The organism is Streptomyces sp. NBC_00289, assembly GCF_041435115.1.
GTDB lineage: Bacteria > Actinomycetota > Actinomycetes > Streptomycetales > Streptomycetaceae > Streptomyces.
Map to the genome: position 1 here is coordinate 3,516,089 of NZ_CP108046.1, position 18,556 is coordinate 3,534,644.

At 71.8% G+C, this 18,556-nt stretch carries 13 protein-coding genes; 2 read left to right on the forward strand and 11 right to left on the reverse strand.

The window, feature by feature from the left end; genetic code table 11:
- Positions 1 to 178: 178 nt before the first annotated feature.
- The 5 genes from ilvC to OG985_RS15995 form a co-directional block, all read right to left on the reverse strand.
- Positions 179 to 1,177 (reverse strand): ketol-acid reductoisomerase, encoded by a 999-nt coding sequence (gene ilvC / locus OG985_RS15975; RefSeq protein ID WP_371668998.1) that lies wholly within the window; start codon positions 1,175 to 1,177, stop codon positions 179 to 181.
- Positions 1,178 to 1,292: 115 nt separating this feature from the next.
- On the reverse strand, positions 1,293 to 1,817 hold the full coding sequence (gene ilvN, locus OG985_RS15980; RefSeq protein WP_371668999.1) for an acetolactate synthase small subunit: 525 nt from the start codon (positions 1,815 to 1,817) through the stop codon (positions 1,293 to 1,295).
- Positions 1,818 to 1,837: 20 nt separating this feature from the next.
- Positions 1,838 to 3,691 (reverse strand): acetolactate synthase large subunit, encoded by a 1,854-nt coding sequence (locus OG985_RS15985; RefSeq protein ID WP_371669000.1) that lies wholly within the window; start codon positions 3,689 to 3,691, stop codon positions 1,838 to 1,840.
- 347 nt (positions 3,692 to 4,038) lie between these two features.
- The gene (locus OG985_RS15990) at positions 4,039 to 7,041 is read right to left on the reverse strand and encodes a putative bifunctional diguanylate cyclase/phosphodiesterase (RefSeq protein WP_371669001.1); all 3,003 of its coding nucleotides are present in this window, start codon (positions 7,039 to 7,041) and stop codon (positions 4,039 to 4,041) included.
- 472 nt (positions 7,042 to 7,513) lie between these two features.
- Positions 7,514 to 8,464 carry a 2-hydroxyacid dehydrogenase gene (locus tag OG985_RS15995; RefSeq protein ID WP_371669002.1) on the reverse strand — a complete coding sequence of 317 codons (951 nt, stop codon included), beginning with the start codon at positions 8,462 to 8,464 and terminating at the stop codon, positions 7,514 to 7,516.
- A 76-nt stretch (positions 8,465 to 8,540) separates the two neighbouring features.
- Here OG985_RS15995 and OG985_RS16000 point away from each other — a divergent pair, with 76 nt between their 5' ends.
- Both OG985_RS16000 and OG985_RS16005 read left to right on the forward strand, forming a co-directional pair.
- On the forward strand, positions 8,541 to 9,539 hold the full coding sequence (locus OG985_RS16000; protein ID WP_371674384.1) for an aldo/keto reductase: 999 nt from the start codon (positions 8,541 to 8,543) through the stop codon (positions 9,537 to 9,539).
- 182 nt (positions 9,540 to 9,721) lie between these two features.
- Positions 9,722 to 10,867 carry a sorbosone dehydrogenase family protein gene (locus OG985_RS16005; protein WP_371674385.1) on the forward strand — a complete coding sequence of 382 codons (1,146 nt, stop codon included), beginning with the start codon at positions 9,722 to 9,724 and terminating at the stop codon, positions 10,865 to 10,867.
- 255 nt (positions 10,868 to 11,122) lie between these two features.
- Here OG985_RS16005 and OG985_RS16010 read toward each other — a convergent pair whose 3' ends face one another.
- The 6 genes from OG985_RS16010 to OG985_RS16035 form a co-directional block, all read right to left on the reverse strand.
- On the reverse strand, positions 11,123 to 11,326 hold the full coding sequence (locus OG985_RS16010) for a DUF6191 domain-containing protein (protein ID WP_371674386.1): 204 nt from the start codon (positions 11,324 to 11,326) through the stop codon (positions 11,123 to 11,125).
- A 44-nt stretch (positions 11,327 to 11,370) separates the two neighbouring features.
- On the reverse strand, positions 11,371 to 14,430 hold the full coding sequence (locus OG985_RS16015; RefSeq protein ID WP_371674387.1) for an AAA family ATPase: 3,060 nt from the start codon (positions 14,428 to 14,430) through the stop codon (positions 11,371 to 11,373).
- A 125-nt stretch (positions 14,431 to 14,555) separates the two neighbouring features.
- On the reverse strand, positions 14,556 to 14,741 hold the full coding sequence (locus OG985_RS16020; RefSeq protein WP_371669003.1) for a hypothetical protein: 186 nt from the start codon (positions 14,739 to 14,741) through the stop codon (positions 14,556 to 14,558).
- Positions 14,742 to 14,939: 198 nt separating this feature from the next.
- Positions 14,940 to 15,554, reverse strand: a complete 615-nt coding sequence (locus OG985_RS16025; RefSeq protein WP_371669004.1) for a hypothetical protein — start codon at positions 15,552 to 15,554, stop codon at positions 14,940 to 14,942.
- A gap of 35 nt (positions 15,555 to 15,589) precedes the next feature.
- Positions 15,590 to 16,165 carry a GNAT family N-acetyltransferase gene (locus OG985_RS16030; RefSeq protein WP_371669005.1) on the reverse strand — a complete coding sequence of 192 codons (576 nt, stop codon included), beginning with the start codon at positions 16,163 to 16,165 and terminating at the stop codon, positions 15,590 to 15,592.
- Positions 16,143 to 18,422 carry an MMPL family transporter gene (locus OG985_RS16035; RefSeq protein WP_371669006.1) on the reverse strand — a complete coding sequence of 760 codons (2,280 nt, stop codon included), beginning with the start codon at positions 18,420 to 18,422 and terminating at the stop codon, positions 16,143 to 16,145. The genes OG985_RS16030 and OG985_RS16035 overlap by 23 nt, the downstream gene beginning before the upstream one ends.
- Between the last annotated feature and the right edge of the window lie 134 nt (positions 18,423 to 18,556).

Genomic DNA, 18,556 nt, shown 5'->3' on the forward strand with positions numbered 1-18,556 from the left:
TAGTGGCGCGGCGGAAGTCGTCCCGCGCCACTGCGGAAGGATCACCCGGACGTGGCTGTACACGGCGGCCAACACCCGAATCGGCCCCTCCGGCGTCGGAGGAGCGGGGTCCGGGGCGAAGCCCCGAGGTCCGGCCGCGGCACCGGGGACACCCGGGACCACGGCCGGACCGGCGGGGTCACTCCTCGTCGTTGACCCACGACATGAGCTTGCGCAGCTCCTTGCCGGTGGTCTCCAGCAGGTGGTTCTCGTCCTGCGTCTTGTACTCGTTGTACTTCTTCAGACCGCCGTGGTACTCGTCCATCCAGTTCTGGGCGAACGTGCCGTCCTGGATCTCGGCGAGGACCTGCTTCATCTCGGCCTTGGTGGCGTCGGTGATGATGCGCGGGCCGGTGACGTAGTCGCCCCACTCGGCGGTCTCGGAGACGGACCAGCGCATCTTCTCCAGGCCGCCCTCGTACATGAGGTCGACGATCAGCTTCAGCTCGTGCAGGCACTCGAAGTAGGCGATCTCCGGCTGGTAGCCCGCCTCGACCAGGGTCTCGAAGCCGGCCTTCACCAGCGCCGAGGTGCCACCGCACAGCACGGCCTGCTCACCGAACAGGTCGGTCTCGGTCTCCTCGGTGAAGGTCGTCTTGATGACGCCGGCGCGGGTACCGCCGATGGCCTTGGCGTACGACAGGGCCAGCTCGAAGGCGTTGCCGGTGGAGTCCTGCTCCACGGCCGCGATCGCGGGAACACCGCGACCCTCCTCGTACTGGCGGCGCACCAGGTGGCCCGGGCCCTTCGGGGCGACCAGGGCGACGTCCACACCGGCCGGCGGCTTGATGAAGCCGAAGCGGATGTTGAAGCCGTGGGCGAAGAACAGCGCGTCGCCGTCCTTCAGGTTCGGGGCGATGGACTCCTCGTAGACCTGGGCCTGGATCGGGTCCGGGATGAGGATCATGATGACGTCGGCCTCGGCGGCGGCCTCGGCCGGGGTCGCCACGCGCAGGCCCTGCTCCTCGGCCTTCGCCTTGGACTTGGAGCCCTCGTGCAGACCCACGCGGACGTCGACACCCGAGTCGCGCAGCGACAGGGCGTGGGCGTGGCCCTGGCTGCCGTAACCGATGACCGCGACCTTGCGGCCCTGGATGATGGACAGGTCGGCGTCGGCGTCGTAGAACAGCTCGGCCACTTTGGGTTCTCTCCTTGGGGTGCAGGTGTTGCGTCCCACCGTATGACGGCGGGCGGAAGGGAGGATTCGGGGTCTCGGTATACGGGCGGCCGGTGTCGGCCGCCCGGATCCGTCGTTATGCCGAACGGTCGAGGGCGCGCAGCGACCGGTCCGTGATCGACCGGGCACCGCGTCCGATCGCGATCGTGCCGGACTGGACGAGCTCCTTGATGCCGAACGGCTCCAGCATCTTGAGCATGGCCTCCAGCTTGTCGCTGCCGCCGGTGGCCTCGATGGTGACGGCCTCCGGGGAGACGTCGACGGTCTTGGCGCGGAACAGCTGGACGATCTCGATGATCTGCGAGCGCGTCTCGTTGTCGGCACGCACCTTCACCAGAACGAGTTCACGCTGAACGGCCGCACCCGGCTCCAGCTCGACGATCTTCAGCACGTTGACGAGCTTGTTGAGCTGCTTCGTCACCTGCTCGAGCGGCAGGTCGTCGACACTCACCACGATGGTGATGCGGGAGATGTCGGGGTGCTCGGTGACACCGACGGCGAGCGAGTCGATGTTGAAGCCGCGGCGGGAGAAGAGGGCGGCGATCCGGGCCAGGATGCCCGGGGTGTTCTCCACCAGGACGGAGAGCGTGTGCTTGGACATTTCTCGTTCGTCTCTCTCGCTCAGTCGTCTTCGTTGTCGCCGAAGTTCGGGCGGACGTCCCGGGCGGCCATGACCTCGTCGTTGGAGGTACCGGCCGCGACCATCGGCCACACCATCGCGTCCTCGTGGACGATGAAGTCCACGACGACCGGGCGGTCGTTGATCGAGTTCGCCTCTTCGATGACCTTGTCGAGGTCGTCCGGGGACTCGCAGCGGATGGCGTAACAGCCCATCGCCTCCGACAGCTTCACGAAGTCGGGGACGCGGGTGCCGGCGCTCGGCTCCTTGCCACTGGCCCCGGGGCCGGAGTGCAGCACGGTGTTGGAGTAGCGCTGGTTGTAGAAGAGGGTCTGCCACTGGCGGACCATCCCGAGGGCGCCGTTGTTGATGATGGCGACCTTGATCGGGATGTTGTTCAGGGCGCAGGTGGTGAGTTCCTGGTTGGTCATCTGGAAGCAGCCGTCGCCGTCGACCGCCCAGACGGTCTGGTCCGGCGCTCCGGCCTTGGCGCCCATCGCGGCCGGGACCGCGTAGCCCATCGTTCCGGCACCGCCGGAGTTCAGCCAGGTCGCGGGCCGCTCGTACTGGATGTAGTGCGCGGCCCACATCTGGTGCTGGCCGACGCCCGCGGCGAAGATCGTGCCCTCGGGCGCGAGCTGCCCGATGCGCTCGATGACCTGCTGCGGCGACAGCGAGCCGTTGTCCGGCTGCTCGTAGCCGAGCGGGTACGTCTCGCGCCACCGGTTGAGGTCCCTCCACCAGGCGGTGTAGTCGCCCCGGTGGCCCTCGCTGTGCTCCTTCTGCACGGCCTGGACCAGGTCGGCGATGACCTCCCGGGCGTCCCCGACGATCGGCACGTCGGCGGCGCGGTTCTTGCCGATCTCGGCCGGGTCGATGTCGGCGTGGACGATCTTGGCGTACGGGGCGAAGCTGTCCAGCTTGCCGGTGACGCGGTCGTCGAAGCGGGCTCCGAGGGCGACGATCAGGTCGGCCTTCTGCAGCGCGGTGACGGCGGTGACCGCACCGTGCATGCCCGGCATTCCCACGTGCAGCTCGTGACTGTCGGGGAATGCGCCGAGCGCCATCAGGGTGGTGGTGACGGGCGCTCCGGTGAGTTCGGCGAGGACCTTCAGCTCGGCGGTGGCCTGTGCCTTCAGCACACCGCCGCCGACGTACAGGACGGGCCTCTTCGCCGAGGTGATCAGCTTGGCGGCCTCGCGGATCTGCTTGGCGTGCGGCTTGGTCACCGGGCGGTAGCCGGGCAGGTCCATGACCGGCGGCCAGGTGAAGGTGGTCTGGGCCTGGAGGGCGTCCTTGGCGATGTCGACCAGGACCGGGCCCGGGCGGCCGGTGGAGGCGATGTGGAACGCCTGCGCGATCACCCGCGGGATGTCCTCGGCCTTGGTGACGAGGAAGTTGTGCTTGGTGATCGGCATCGTGATGCCGACGATGTCCGCTTCCTGGAAGGCGTCCGTGCCGATCGCCTTGGAGGCGACCTGGCCGGTGATCGCGACCATCGGCACGGAGTCCATGTGGGCGTCGGCGATCGGGGTGACCAGGTTGGTGGCGCCGGGTCCCGAGGTCGCCATGCAGACACCGACCCTGCCGGTGGCCTGCGCGTATCCGGTGGCCGCGTGGCCGGCGCCCTGCTCGTGGCGGACCAGGACGTGGCGGACCCGGGTGGAGTCCATCAGCGGGTCGTACGCCGGAAGGATGGCACCGCCGGGGATGCCGAACACCGTGTCGGCCCCGACCTCCTCGAGAGAGCGGATGAGGGACTGCGCACCCGTGACGCGCTCGGGCGCGGACTGTCCTCCGGATCGGGGCCGCGGCTGCGGCTGATGGGCCCCGGTGGCCTGCTCGGTCATCGGCATTCTCTTCTCGATGCTGAGGGTTTTTTGCGAAGTTTGTGCGGTCTACGACTGTTGTACGGCAGGTGCCTGTGCAACAAAAAACCCCTCGTGCCGTGAGGCAAGCGAGGGGAGCGCGCCGGGAGGTGGTCGCTGGGAGTTCCGGGTCCGTCCGGACGTCACCAGCGTCAGCCGACGCGCTTTCCAAGTACGAGAATTCGGGTGCGCATGGCACAGACCCTCTCTCCGGCACGCACCACGTGTCAAGTGGGTGGGACGGGAGTCTCATCATGTGAGCGCGGGGCAGTTCCCCCACCGGCCCGGCGGGCACACCACCGGTGTACACCCCCGGACCGCTTTCCGTGGCTCGTTCACCTCCGGGGCGCCACCGTCGGGGTCGAGGCCACGACCGTGCTCAACCCCTCGGGCCTCCGCGCGGTCGCACCGTCGACGCCGACACACTCCTTCGGCTCTCTCGTGCCACCCGCGAACGCGGGTTCGGCCGGTCCGTTCGGCACCGGATAGTGGCCGGAACCGAGCGCCCGGCGCAGCCGGTACTCGTCCAGCGGCCCGGAGAAGGCCATGCCCTGTCCGTGCGTGCAGCCCATCGCGCGCAGCGCCACGACCTGCTCCGGGAGGTCCACGCCGTCGGCCACGGACTGCAGTCCGAGGTCGGCGGCGATCCGCAGCAGCCCGCTGGTGATCTTGTGCAGCCGCGCGGACTCGACGACGCCCTCCACCAGGCCGCGGTCGAGTTTCAGCGCGTCGACGGGGAGTCTGCGCAGGGCCGTGATCGCCGCGTACCCGCTGCCGAAGCCGTCGAGCGAGATCCGGACGCCGAGCCTGCGCAGGGCGCTCAGCCGGCGCTCCAGCTCGTCCAGCGAGACCCGGGGGTCGGTGTCGGACAGCTCGATCACCAGGGACCCGGACGGCAGCCCGTGCCGGGTCAGCAGGGCCTCGATCGAGGCCGGCGGCATCGACCGGTCGAGCAGCCGGCGGGCGTTCATCCGGACGGCCACCGGAACGGCGACTCCGGCCGCGGCGCGTTCGGCGGCCTGCTCGACGGCCTCCTCCAGCATCCAGCGCCCCAGCTCGGCGGTCTTGTCGCTGTCCTCGGCCACGCGCAGGAACTCGGCCGGGGTGAACAGCACGCCCTGGGACGAGCGCCACCGCGCCTGGGCGGTGACCGCCGTGATCCGGCCGTCCTCCAGACACACCACCGGCTGGTGCAGCAGCGCGAACTCGCCGTCGTGCAGGGCGACCCGCAGGCGGCTCGCCAGCTCCGCCTTGCGTACGACGTCCTGCTGCATCTGTGGGGCGTACAGCTCGACCCGGCCCTTGCCGCCCGCCTTGGCGCGGTACATGGCGAGGTCGGCGTTGCGGAGCAACTCGCCCGCACCGAGGCCGGGTTCGGCGAAGGCGACCCCGATGGACGCCGCTACCCGGACATCGTTGCCGTCGATGATGTAGGGCTGCGAAAGCGTGATCCTGAGGCGGTCGGCGAGCTCCTGGATGTGGCGTTCGCGGGCGCTGCGGTCGCGGGTGCCGTCCCCGACGATCAGGGCCGCGAACTCGTCGCCGCCGAGCCGGGAGGCGGTATCGCCGTACCGCACGGCGTCCTGCAGTCTGCGGGCGGCTTGGACGAGCAGCTCGTCCCCGGCCTGGTGTCCGATCGTGTCGTTGACGGCCTTGAAGCCGTCCAGGTCGATGAAGAGGACGGCCGTGCCGCGGTCGGAGGAACGGCGGCCCGACAGTGCCTGCTGGACCCGCCGGGTGAACAGGGCGCGGTTGGGCAGGTCGGTGAGCGGGTCGTGCTCGGCGTTGTGCTGGAGCTGCGCCTGCAACCGCACTCTCTCGGTCACGTCCCGGCTGTTGAAGATGAGGCCGCCGTGGTGACGGTTGACGGTCGACTCGACGTTGAGCCAGCCGCCGTCGCCGGACCGGAAGCGGCACTCGATGCGCGTGGTGGGTTCCCCCTGGGGGCTGGCGGCGAGGAAGCGGCGCACCTCGTGCACCACGCAGCCCAGGTCCTCCGGGTGGATGAGGCCGGCCAGCTCGGTGCCGACGAGCTCCTCCGCGGGGCGGCCGTAGACCCCGGCGGCCGCCGGGGAGACGTACCGGAGGATGCCGTTGGGGGCGGCGATCATGATGACGTCGCTGGAGCCCTGCACCAGGGAGCGGAAGTGGTTCTCCTTCTGCGCCAGTTCCTGGGTGAGGGTGATGTTGTCGAGCAGCATGATGCCCTGGCGCACCACGAGGGCGAGCACGACCGTGCCGCCCGTCAGCAGCACCACGCGGTCCACGCTGTTGCCGTTGAGGACGTTGTAGAGGATGCCCAGCGTGCAGACGGCGGCGGCGAGGTACGGCGTGAGCGCGGCCAGCGAACCGGTGATGGGCCGGGTGGCCGGATACCGGCTGTGATCGCCGCCCTGCGGTGGTGCGGGGTGGGGCGGCCCGGTGCGCTGCCCGGGCAGGTGCTCGCGCACCACACGCGTGTGCCCGTCGTCGACCGCGCCGCCCTTGCGCGGGGCGGCCCAGGGGGCGTACGCGAGGAGCAGCGAGCCGGCGAACCAGCCCGCGTCGAGGAGCTGGCCCGAGCGGTAGTTGTTGTGCAGCAGCGGCGAGGTGAACAGGGCGTCGCACATCACGGTGAGGGCCAAGGCCCCGATCGCGGTGTTCACGGCCGTACGGTTGCCGGGTGCGCGCCGGAAGTGCAGCGCGAGGACCATGCTGACCAGGGCGATGTCCAGCAGCGGGTAGGCGAGCGAGAGCGCGGTGTGCGCCACGCTCGGCCCCTCGGACTTCGCCGCCTGCGCGAGGGCCAGGCTCCAGGCGAGCGTGAGCAGCGAGCCGCCGATCAGCCAGGCGTCCAGGGCGAGGCAGCCCCAGCCCGCCTTCGTCACCGGACGCTTGGCCAGCACGAGCAGACCCACGATGGCGGGCGGGGCGAAGCACAGGAAGAACAGGTCGGCGTAGCTGGGGCTGGGCACGGGCCGTCCCAGGACGACCTCGTACCATCCCCAGACCAGGTTGCCGAGGGCGGCCATCGCCGAGGACAGCGCGAACAGCAGCCAGGCGGGTCGGAAGCGGATGCGGCGGCTACGGGCGTAGAGGAAGCAGGACACGGCGGCCGCGCCGGCCGCGGCGCTCAGCCCGAAGTCGCCCATGACCAGAGCGACTTCGCTGGAACCCCAGCCGAGCGCGGAACCGACGGCGTATCCCGCGCAGACCAGGGCCAGGACGAGTTGCTGCACCAGGCTCGTGCCGCTGTCGGGGACCGGCGGACGCGGAAGCCGCGTCCTCGGCGCACTCGGCGAGGGCTGTGCCCGCAGCGCTCCGGGGAGCGTGGTCGTGGGGGGCGGGGGCGAGCTCACCGGGCCCTCCAGGTCCGCGCCGCTCCCGGGTCCCGGGGGTCCCGGTGCGCCGGGTGCGCCTGCCTCCTGCGGCTGCTGTGGTGACGGTGGTGCGGACTCTGCCGACTGCCGTGACCGGTCTGCCGGCCGTCGGGATGGCTGCTGTGGTGACCGCGCCTGCGCACGGTCGTGCGCCAGGGTCGTCGGCGGCCTCGCCGCGTCGGATCGTTCGTCCATAGGCCGTGCATCGCCCGTCGCCCCCCTCACAGTCTGAAATGTCCATCCCCGGCGCCGAACGGTGCACGGCGCAGCCCCTGTCGGGACGATACACCAGTCTCGTCACTCAGGGACATAGTTCCTCTACGCTCCGTGACGGCCGAAGAGGTCGTGCATACGCACAGCATCCAGAGGGTTGCGGAGGGTACCGGAAACGGGTTACGCGCCGGTTGCGCGCGCTCCGTGGACCGCGCGCACGACGCTCGTCCCGCTGTCGTCACCCACCCGCTGTGCCCGTCGTACGGATCACGTTGCGCAGGGGTTCCCGGTTCACGAACCGGCCCAACTGGTCCACCAACAGGCGCTTCGCACGCGGCAGGAAGGCGGAGGTCGGCCCCCCGACATGGGGGCTGACGAGCACGCCCGGCGCCTGCCACAGGGGATGCCCCGGAGGCAGCGGCTCCGGGTCCGTCACGTCGAGGGCGGCGGTGAGGCGGCCGGTCTCCAGCTCGGCGAGCAGCGCCTTGGTGTCGACGACCGGGCCGCGGGCCACGTTGACCAGCAGCGCGCCGTCCTTCATCCGGGCCAGGAAGTCGGCGTCGGCCAGGTGGCGGGTGGTCTCGGTGAGGGGCGTGGACAGGATGACCACGTCCGCCTCCGGCAGCAGGGCGGGCAGGTCGGTGAGTGGGTGCACCGGTCCGCGCGCCGAGGTGCGCCCTGAGCGCGCGACGCGCGCCACCCGCGCGAGCTCGAAGGGCGCGAGCCGGTCCTCGATGGCGGATCCGATCGAGCCGTAGCCGACGATGAGGACGTTGCGGTCCGCGAGGGCGGGCCTGAATCCGCCGAGCCATTCCCCGCGGTCCTGGGCCCGGACGAAGTCCGGGACGCCCCGCAGCGAGGCGAGGATCAGGGTGAGCGTGAGCTCGGCGGTGCTCGCCTCGTGCACTCCGCGCGCGTTGCACAGCCGCACGCCGGGATGCAGACCCGCCAGGCCCGGTTCCACGTGGTCGGTGCCGGCCGACAGCGTCTGCACGACCTCCAGGGAACTCATCGCGGGCAGGGGCCGCCGTCCGACCTCGGCGGGCTTCATGTAGGGGACCACGTAGAAAGCGCAGTCGGCCGGGTCCGCCGGGAAGCTCTCGCCCCCGTCCCAGAAACGGTAGTCCGGGCCTTCCGGCAGCCCTTCGATCTCGTCCGGCGGGATGGGGAGCCACACGTCAGTACTCATGGTGTGGAGGCTATGTCAGGCACACGTCGACGCAGAGGTTAGGTTGGTGGGTCAGGAGAGGGAGGGTCACGAGCAGGTGGAGCGCAGGACGATCGGCGCGGCGGCGCTCGCGGTGGGAGCCGTCGGACTCGGGTGCATGCCGATGAGCTGGGCCTACAGCGGGTCGCGGCAACGGGGCGAGCAGTCACTCAGGGCCGTGCACCGGGCGCTGGACTCGGGCTCGACGCTCCTCGACACGGCCGACATGTACGGCCCGTTCACCAACGAGCTGCTGGTGGGGCGGGTGCTGAGGGAACGGCGCCGGGACGCCTTCGTGTCGACCAAGGTCGGTCTGCTGGTGGGTGAGCAGCATGTGGTGGCCAACGGCCGCCCGGGTTACGTGCGGCGGGCGTGCGACGCCTCGCTGCGGCGCCTGCAGACGGATGTGATCGACCTCTACCAGCTGCACCGGGCGGACCCGGAGGTTCCGGTCGAGGAGACCTGGGGGGCGATGGGGGAACTCGTCCGGGCCGGAAAGGTACGGGCGTTGGGGCTCTGCGCGGTGGGGGCGCGGGGCGGCCGCCGCTCCGGGGGCCGGCTGCACGACGCGACGATCCGGCAGTTGCGCCGGGTGCAGCAGGTCTTCCCGGTGAGCGCGGTGCAGGCGGAGCTGTCGGTGTGGTCACCGGAGGCGCTGGAGGGGCTGCTGCCCTGGTGCGAGGCGCGGGGTGTCGGTTTCCTGGCGGCGATGCCGCTCGGCAACGGCTTCCTGACCGGCACGCTGACCCCCGGCGAGGGCTTCGAACCGGACGACGTGCGCGCCCGCCATCCCCGCTTCACCGCGGAGATGATGGCCGCGAACCAGCCGATCGTGGTCGGCCTGCGCCGGGTGGCCCGCCGCCACGGCGAGACCGTCACACCCGCCCAGGTCGCCCTGGCGTGGGTCCTGGCGCAGGGCCGGCACGTGGTTCCGGTGCCGGGCGCCAAGCGGGAGCGGTGGGTGACGGAGAACGCGGGCGCGACCGGACTGCGTCTGACGGCGGAGGACCTGAGGGAGCTGGCGGAGCTGCCGCGGGCACGGGGATCCTGGGACTGAGTGGGGTTCCGGTACCGGGTCGGTCGCTGCAACCGGGCCTCGGCGATGCGGGCCTCCGATTCAGGCCTCGACGATTCGGGATTCGTTGATCGGGAACCCGTGGGGCGCGAGCGGTGTATGAAAAGGAGAACCCGCCGCGTCGAAGGGACCCGATCGTGCAACGTCGAGCTGTGTCGGCCGTCATGGCCACGGCCGCGCTCCTGCTCACGGCCGGCTGTTCCGCCGGTGACACAGGAGCGGGCGACCCATCGGCAGGCGGCGGGAGCGCGTCGTCGAGCGACGCGGGTTCGCGGTCGCCGTCCTCGCAGCGCGCCGCCGAGGCGACACCTCCCGCGAAGGGCTCGGTGAAGGTGGTCCGCACCGTCGCCGAGAACCTCAAGACCCCCTGGGGCCTGGCCCCCCTCCCCGCCGGCGGCCTCCTCGTCTCCTCCCGCGACGAGGGCACGATCACCCGGATCGACGAGAAGACGGGCCGGAAGACCGAGCTCGGCCAGGTGCCGGGGGTGTCCGCGGCCGGGGAAGGCGGTCTGCTGGGCATCGCCCTGTCCCCCGACTTCGCCTCGGACCGCATGATCTACGCCTACTTCACCTCGGCCTCGGACAACCGCGTCGTCCGCGTGCTGTACGAGGACGAGAAGCCGGCCGGCGAGCAACTGGGCGCCCCGGACACGGTCTTCAAGGGCATCCCGAAGGGCTTCATCCACAACGGCGGCCGAATCGCCTTCGGCCCCGACAAGATGCTGTACGCGGGCACGGGCGAGAGCGGTGACCGTGGTCTGGCCCAGGACAAGAAGTCCCTCGGCGGCAAGATCCTCCGTCTGACCCCCGAGGGCGAGCCGGCCCCGGGCAACCCCTTCCCCGACTCCCCCGTGTACTCCTACGGCCACCGCAATGTGCAGGGTCTCGCCTGGGACGACAAACAGCGCCTGTTCGCCTCGGAGTTCGGCCAGGACACCTGGGACGAGCTGAACGCGATCAAGCCGGGCGACGACTACGGCTGGCCGGACGCCGAGGGCAGGTCCGGCGATGCCAAGTACCACAACCCGACAGCCCAGTGGCACACCGACGACGCCTCCCCCAGCGGCATCGCCTACGCCGAGGGCTCCGTCTGGATGGCCGGTCTGAAGGGCCAGCGCCTGTGGCGCGTCCCGCTGAAGGGCACGGCGACCTCGGCGGACCCGCAGTCCTTCCTCGAGGGCGAGTACGGCCGGCTGCGCACCGTGGTGTCGGCCGGCGGCGACCGGCTGTGGGTCACGACCAGCAACACGGACGGACGGGGGAGCCCGGAGGACGGGGACGACCGGATACTGGAGCTGCGGGTGACCTAGTGCCGCAACAGGCAACGTTCGCCCCGTCGCGACGCCCGGCACGCCCTCTCGCCGCACCGGCCGAAAGCCCATGGACATCCAGTACGAGGACTTCCGGCCGGCACACCGAGAGCACGCACCGGACGCCGCTCCTTGACGGGCAAACGTTGCCTGCCGCGGCACTAGGGCCTGTGCAGGCGATGACTCCGGCCGCGGCTCCCGGGCGCGGGATCGGCTGCCGGCTCGAAGCCCGCACCACTCCCCTTCCCCCTGGCCTCAGTCCTCGGCCTCGCTCCCGGCGCCTGCCGCGGGCTCATCGGCCGGGTCCTTCGAGGGCAGTCGTACGACGACCTTTCCCGAGGTGAGGTCTATCGGGCCGCGCCCCGGGTCGCCGTCTCCGACGTCCTCCCGGGTCAGTTCCAGCCGCTTCTGTTCGTCGTGGGTGTGCTTGCGACCGGGTGCGAACAGTTCCTCGAACATGTTGAACACGGCGCCTCCCCTGCCGGTCCCTGACAGCGTACGCCTCAGCCCGCCGACGGGGCCTTGAGGACGTCCGGCGGGAACAGTCCCAGCCGGTGGGCCACCGCCGCGGCCTCTCCTCTGCCCGAGACGCCGAGCTTGCCGAGGATGTTCGACACGTGGACGCTCGCCGTCTTCGGGGAGATGAACAGTTCCTCGGCGATCTGGCGGTTGGTGCGGCCGGCCGCGACCAGGCGCAGCACGTCGCGTTCCCGGCTCGTGAGCCCGAGGGCCGCGACCGGATCGGCGGGAACCGCCGACCGCCGCGGGGCGCCGGTGAGGGCGAGGCGGGCGCGCTGGGCGAGCAGCGTGACGGAGTCGACGAGCGGGCGGGCACCCAGGTGGCCGGCGACGGCATGCGAGAGACGCAGCAGCTCGGTGGCCCGGTCGCGTTCCTCGTCGCCGCCTGCCGCGAGCAGGGCCTCTGCCAGGCGATGGCGGACGCGGGCGAGGTCGTACGGGTTCTCGAGTTCCTCGAAGGCCGCGACCACCTCCGTCCAGGTGTGGGCGGTCGCCCGGCCCTCGGCGCGGTGGAGCTCGGCGCGGACCCACTTGTCGTGGGCGAGCCAGATCGGGGCGCCGGTGGTGGTCTTTCGGGCTGCTTCGGAGATCCGTTCGAGGACGGCTGCGCGTCCCTCGGTCAGGGCGGGCAGGGGCGGGGCGTCCGCCTCCGCGGTGGCCGCGGCCAGCAGCAGCGGCCAGGCGTAGCGCTGGGTGCCGGTGGGGAATCCGGCGTCGAGGGCGCGGGTGAGTTCCGCGCGGACGTCGAGGAGTCGGCCTTCACCGGCGGCGACGCCGATGGCGAGGCAGGCCAGCGGTATCGACTGCGCGGGGGCGGGGCCGTGGGCGGCGAACTGCGCCCGTACGTAGGTCACATGGCGGGCGGCCTCGGCCACCTCGCCTCGGTCCAGCGCGACCTGGGCCAGGCTCAGTGCGCTCCCGGTGTGCGGCCTGGCGTCCCGTCCGAGCCGTAGGGCGGTCTCCGCGGCCTCGACGGCCTCGTCCCAGCGGCCGAGTGAGTGGAGCGACTCGGAGAGGTTGCCCCACACCCAGGCCTCGGAGTCCAGCAGGCCGAACTTCCGGGTGCCCGCGGCGCCTTCCTCGAGGAGTGCGACCGCCTCCCGGGAGCGGCCGACCGCCTGGAGTTCCGCCGGCAGGTTCACATAGGCGCGGCCGAGGACGAACGGGCTGTCGGCCTCGAGGGCCCGCTGCTTGACCTCGTACATCTGCGCGAGGCCCGCTTCGACATCGCCCGCGTCGACCATGAGGACGCCCATCGTGATGCGGGCGTTGAGCTCGATCTCGTGGGCGCCCACCATCTGGGCGTACTCCACGGCACGCTCGGCGGAGGAGAGGGCCTCGGGACCGGGCGCGTGCATCATCGACCAGCTGGCGACGGAGCCCAGCACCTCGGCGTGCACCTCGGACGGCGGCATGCCGCGCACCAGTTCCTGCGCGGTGGACAGCTCCGCCCAGCCGTCGCCGCCGTGGGTCCGGGCCTGGACCAGCCGGGAGCGCTGCACCCAGAACCAGGCCGCGCGCAGCGGGTCGTCCTCGTCCTCCAGGAGCCGCAGCGCCCGCTTGGTGATCTTGAAGGCGCGTTCGCGCTCCCCGCACAGCCGCCCGGCGACGGCGGCCTCCGCCAGGAGGTCGAGGTAGCCGAGCGGGGTGGTCTCCGGGTCGCAGCCGCTGGGCGGGTAGACCTCGGTGTAGCCCGCGGGACGCAGCCGCGCCCGCACCTCCTCGGGGGCGGCGTCCCACAGTTCCATCGCCCGTTCCAGCAGCCGCAGTTGCTCGCTGTAGGCGTGGCGGCGGCGGGCGGCGACGGAGGCGTCCAGGACGGCGGGCAGGGCCTTGGCGGCGTCGTGGGCGTGGTACCAGTAGCTGGCCAGGCGCATGACACGTTCGTCGGCGGGGACGAGCGTGGGGTCGGCTTCCAGGGCTTCGGCGTAGCGGCGGTTCAGGCGGGAGCGTTCGCCGGGCAGGAGGTCGTCGCTGACGGCCTCGCGGACCAGCGAGTGACGGAAGCGGTAGCCGTCGCCGCCGGGCGTGGCGAGGAGGATGTGGGCGTTGACGGCGGCCCGCAGCGCCTCGATGAGGTCGTCCTCGGCGAGCCGGGCCACGTCGGCGAGCAGCCGGTACTCGACGGTGGAGCCTCCCTCGGCGACGATCCGGGCGACCCGCTGGGCGCTTTCGGGCAGGCTTTCCACGCGCACGAGGAGCAGGTCGCGCAGGGAGTCGGTGAGGCCGGTGCAGCAGCCTTCGTGGACGGCGACGGCGAGCTCCTCCACGAAGAAGGCGTTGCCGTCGGAGCGTTCGAAGATGTCGTCGACATCGGTCGGGTCGGGTTCGCGGGCGAGGATGCCGGCGATCTGACGCCCGACCTCGGCGCGGTTGAAGCGGCCGAGTTCGACGCGGCGAACGGTGCGCAGCCGGTCGAGTTCGGCGAGCAGCGGGCGCAGCGGATGGCGGCGGTGGATGTCGTCGGCGCGGTAGGTGGCGAGGATGACGAGGCGGCCGGTGCGCAGGGTGCGGAAGAGGTAGGCGAGGAGGTGGCGGGTGGAGGCGTCGGCCCAGTGCAGGTCCTCCAGGGCGACGACGACCGTACGGTCGGCGGCGACGCGTTCCAGCAGGCGGGCGGTGAGTTCGAAGAGGCGGGCCATGCCTTCCTCGTCGTCCCGGCGGGTGCCGCGGGCCGTGGCCGGCTCACCGAGTTCGGGCAGCAGGCGGGCCAGTTCCTCGTCCTGGCCGGCGGCCGCGGCGGCGAGTTCCCGGGGCAGTTCGCGGCGCAGGGCGCGCAGCGCGGTGGAGAAGGGCGCGAAGGGCAGTCCGTCGGCGCCGATCTCGACGCAGCCGCCGAGCGCGACGACTGCGCCCTGCCGGCAGGCGGCGGTGGCGAACTCCTCGACGAGGCGGGTCTTGCCGACCCCGGCCTCGCCGCCGAGCAGCAGCGCCTGCGGCTCGCCCGCGGTGGCGCGGGCGAGCGCGTCGTTCAGCGCGTGCAGCTCGTCGGTGCGGCCGACGAACACCGGACTGACGGATCTGGTTTCCACGGGCCCGAGCATGGCACGGGCCTCCGACAGCGGTGCACCGGTTTTCGCCAGGACGGCCGCCGCGGCCGCCGCGGGGAGGAGCAGCGGACCGTGGCCGGAGGCCGGCGTGGTACGGCCGTCCTGCCGTGCCCCGGTGTTCACGCGGTGCGCGGCGACCGGTGCCGGCGGGAGCGGGTGGTATGCACCTCACCCTCGGCGTCGTGGCGGGCTGCCTCGCGGCGGGCGGCGCGACGGCCGCGGACGACCTCGCGGGCCAGCCGCTCGTGCGCGGCCCGGCGGATCAGTTCGGCGGAACGCAGCTGCTGGATCTCGTACTCGTACATGGCAAGTCCCTTGGAAGAGGCGGTTTTTCGGCTTCGCTCTGTGCGATGCCTCAACCTTCGTCCGCCAGGGGGGTCCGCCACATCGGGAGAGTTCCGCATCTTCGGCGGCGTGGGGGGCCTTAGGCATGCGTGAGGGGCCTCAGGAGCGTCCGTAAGGTGCCTACGAACGCCCTAAGACCCCTCAGGACCTGTGGTGATTCAGGTGGCGGACGGCAGTCCGAGCAGGATGTCGGTGTACTTGAGGACGGCCAGCAGCAGGCCGATGACGCCGAGCGCGACGCCTCCCCAGGCGACCGACTTGATCCACGCGGCCTGCGGCCTGCCGGGGGCGCCGAACGCGGGGCGGGCCAGCACGACGACGCCGACGATCAGCGCGGCCAGCGCGAACAGGCCGCCCCACAGCGCGGTGGTGTGCCAGGCGTCGCCGTAGATCTCCTTGACCTGGGTGGAGACGCTCGCGCTCGAGGAGGTCCTGAGCTGTCCGACGAGGGTCTCGCGGGCGGCGGCGACGGTCGCGATCCAGCCACCGGTGAGCGAGACGAGGCCCAGCGCGGCGGAGACGACGGCTGCGGCGCCCTGGCCGACACCGGAGGACTGGTCGCCGGTCGGGTCCACGGCCTCCAGGACGATGCCGTCCTCGGTGTCGTCGTCCTCGACGGCGTCCGCCTCGACGGCGTCGGCCGAGGTCTCACCGTCTGCCGGGACGCCGGCCTGGGCCCCGGTCCGCGTGGCCTCGTCGGTCTTGGTGACCTCCACCTTCTCCTTGTCGGTCGTCGCCTCGGCGCCGGTCTCGTCCACTGTCTTGGTTCCCATGCCCCGCACCGTACGGACGGAGTCTGAGAGGTTCCTTAACGACCGCTGTGCGCGGCACCCGCGCGTGCCGCACGCCACTCGGGGGCGAGGATCGACCACACCTCGAGGTCGTGCCGTACGCCGCGGTGGGGGTAGCTCTCGCGCCGTACCCCGTCCTGGGTCATGCCCAGCCGCCGGGCCACGTTCAGACTCGGCCGGTTGCCGGCGGAGGCCACCCACTCGACCCGGTGGATCCCGCGCCGCTCGACGGCGAAGTCGATCAGCACCCGCATCGCGCGCGTGACCAGTCCGCGCCCGGTGCCGGCGGGTTCCAGCCAGCAGCCGACCTCGCAGTTGCCGTTCGCCGCGTCGAAGTTGAGGAAGAGCACGCCGCCCACGAGCTTGCCCTCCAGCCACAGCCCGTGCAGGGAGGCGGTGTCGGCGGCGCGCATGTCGGCGTACCGCTGGAGCGCGTCCCGCGCGGACGTCACGTCGACGGCGCTCTCCCCGAACGGGATGTACTGGTTGATGAAGTCCCTGCCCCGCTCCAGGTGCGCCAGGAACTCCTCGGCGTGCCACGGCTCCAGGGGGCGCAGTTCGGCTCCGTCGTCACCCAGGGATATCGCGTACATCCCGCTGCCGCTCCTTCGCCAGTACGTCCGCCACCTCGGCGTCCGTCGCAGCGGCCAGCCTCTCATGGGCGGCACGGCACTCGGGAGGTTCGATGCTGATGCGGGGCAGGTACCGGTCGAGCCGGCGGGGCAGCCACCAGTTGGCGCCGCCGAGCAGGTGCATGAGCGCCGGGACCAGCAGCGTGCGCAGGACGAAGGCGTCCAGGGCGACGGCGGCGGCGAGCGCGATGCCGAACATGGCGATCACGCGGTCGCCGCTGAGCACGAAGGCCAGGAAGACGGAGATCATGATGACCGCGGCGGAGTTGATCACCCGGCTGGTCTCGGCGAGGCCGACCCGGACGGCCCGCCGGTTGTCGCCGGTCTCCAGCCACTCCTCGTACATGCGGCTGACCAGGAAGACCTGGTAGTCCATGGAGAGCCCGAAGAGCACCGAGACCATGATCACGGGCAGGAAGGGCTCTATCGGCCCGGCCCGGCCCAGTCCGAGCAGTTCGCCGCCCCATCCCCACTGGAAGATCGCGACGACGACGCCGAAGGCGGCCGCGACGGCGGCGACGTTCATCGCGGCGGCCTTGAGCGGGATGCCGACGGACCGGAAGGCGAGCAGGAGCAGCAGACAGCCGAGGCCGATGACGACGCCGACGAACAGGGGCAGTTTGGCGACGATGACGTCGGCGAAGTCGTCGTAGCCGGCTGTCACGCCGCCGACGTGGATGTCGAGCGAGGTGCCGGTCTCGGCGCGGGGCAGCACCTCGGTGCGCAGCCGGTCGACGAGGTCGCTGGTCCGCTGCGACTGCGGTGCCGAGTCCGGGACGATGGTGAAGTACGCCGTGTCGCCACCGGTGTCGTAGGTCACCGGCGTCACCGACGCGACGCCCTCGGTGGTGCGGATGGTGGCGTCGAGGTTGTCGAGCATGAGCTTGTCCTCGGCGCCGGCGACCCTGGTGACGAGGGTGAGGGGGCCGTTCACGCCGGGCCCGAAGCCTCCGCCGCGCTCGTCCGCGCCCGAGCCGGAGGGGTTCCCGGCGAGCAGGTCGTAGGCCTGGCGGGTGGTCGAGGACGTGGGGTCGTTGCCCTGGTCGGAGGTGCCCAGCCGGAGAGAGAGCGTGGGCAGGGCGAGGACGGTGATGACGGCGAGGGCGACGGCACCGAGCACCTTGGGGTGGCGCTCCACGAACGCCGACCAGCGGGCGGCGAGCCCGGTCGGCAGTTCGGGCTGGGGGCCGTGCTCCGCCAGCCGTCTCCGCTCCCGTCTGCTCAGGGCGCGCGGGCCGATGAAGGAGAGCAGGGCGGGCAGCAGGGTCACGGAGGCGGCGACGGTCAGCACCACGGTCAGCGAGGCCGCGACGGCGACGCCGTTGAGGAAGCTCAGCCGCAGGATCAGCATCCCCAGCAGGGCGATGCAAACGGTGGCACCCGCGAACACGACCGCGCGCCCGGTGGTGGTCACGGCGTTCGTGGCGGCCTCGGCGACGGTGAGTCCGCGTTTCAGCCCGCGCCGGTGCCGGGTGACGATGAACAGCGCGTAGTCGATACCGACACCGAGGCCGATCAGCAAGCCGAGCATCGGGGCGAAGTCGGCGACGGTCATGGCGTGTCCGAGGAGCACGATCGCGGCGTAGGCGGTACCGACGCTCACCAGCGCGGTGGCGATGGGCAGCAGCGAGGCGGCGAGCGAGCCGAAGGCGAGGAACAGGACGACCGCGGCGACGGCCACACCGACGACCTCGGCCACGTGCCCGCCGGACGGCTCGGTGAGCGCGACGGCACTGCCGCCGAGCTCCACCCGCAGCCCGTCCGTCCGGGCGGCCCTGGCCGTGTCGACCACGGCCCGCGCCTCGGCCGGGTCGATGTCCTCGACCCGGTCCTCGAAGGTGACGGTGGCGTACGCCGTACGCCCGTTCCCGCTGACGGCGCCGGCGCTCCGGTCGTCGTAGGGGCTGGTCACGGCGGCCACTCCGGGCAGGTCGGCGATCCGCTCCAGGGCCCGGGTCATCGTCTGTTCGACGGCGGCGGCCCGGACGGTGCCGGACGTGGTGTGCCAGACGACGGTGTCGCTGTCACCGGCCAGGGCCGGGAAGCTCTCCCGCAGCAGCTGGGTGGCGCGGCCCGACTCGGTGCCGGGGACCTCGTAGTCGTTGGAGTACGCGGAGCCGGTCACGACGGCGGCCGCGGTCAGCCCGCCGAAGGCGAGGAGCCACAGCAGTACGGCGACGAGGCGGCGCTGGACACACCAGCGTGCGAGGGCTGCCACGAAACGTGCTCCCGGAGTGAATTTGTGGATCTTTGTCCGGGAACAGTCGTGCGTGAACTGAACAGCCCGCAAAGAACGCATGAGCAATGCATTGCCACTCTTGCAGGCGCAAGCGGCTGATGGACGCGTTCGTG

Bases quoted from the DNA above. Each gene is read 5' to 3' on its own strand.
- OG985_RS16025 (WP_371669004.1), bottom strand. From the start codon at position 15,554: ATGGGAACCAAGACAGTGGACGAGACCGGCGCCGAGGCGACGACCGAC.
- OG985_RS15995 (WP_371669002.1), bottom strand. From the start codon at position 8,464: ATGAGTACTGACGTGTGGCTCCCCATCCCGCCGGACGAGATCGAAGGG.
- OG985_RS16005 (WP_371674385.1), top strand. From the start codon at position 9,722: ATGGCCACGGCCGCGCTCCTGCTCACGGCCGGCTGTTCCGCCGGTGAC.
- ilvN (WP_371668999.1), bottom strand. From the start codon at position 1,817: ATGTCCAAGCACACGCTCTCCGTCCTGGTGGAGAACACCCCGGGCATC.
- OG985_RS16020 (WP_371669003.1), bottom strand. From the start codon at position 14,741: ATGTACGAGTACGAGATCCAGCAGCTGCGTTCCGCCGAACTGATCCGC.
- OG985_RS16010 (WP_371674386.1), bottom strand. From the start codon at position 11,326: ATGTTCGAGGAACTGTTCGCACCCGGTCGCAAGCACACCCACGACGAA.
- OG985_RS15985 (WP_371669000.1), bottom strand. From the start codon at position 3,691: ATGCCGATGACCGAGCAGGCCACCGGGGCCCATCAGCCGCAGCCGCGG.
- OG985_RS16015 (WP_371674387.1), bottom strand. From the start codon at position 14,430: ATGCTCGGGCCCGTGGAAACCAGATCCGTCAGTCCGGTGTTCGTCGGC.
- OG985_RS16030 (WP_371669005.1), bottom strand. From the start codon at position 16,165: ATGTACGCGATATCCCTGGGTGACGACGGAGCCGAACTGCGCCCCCTG.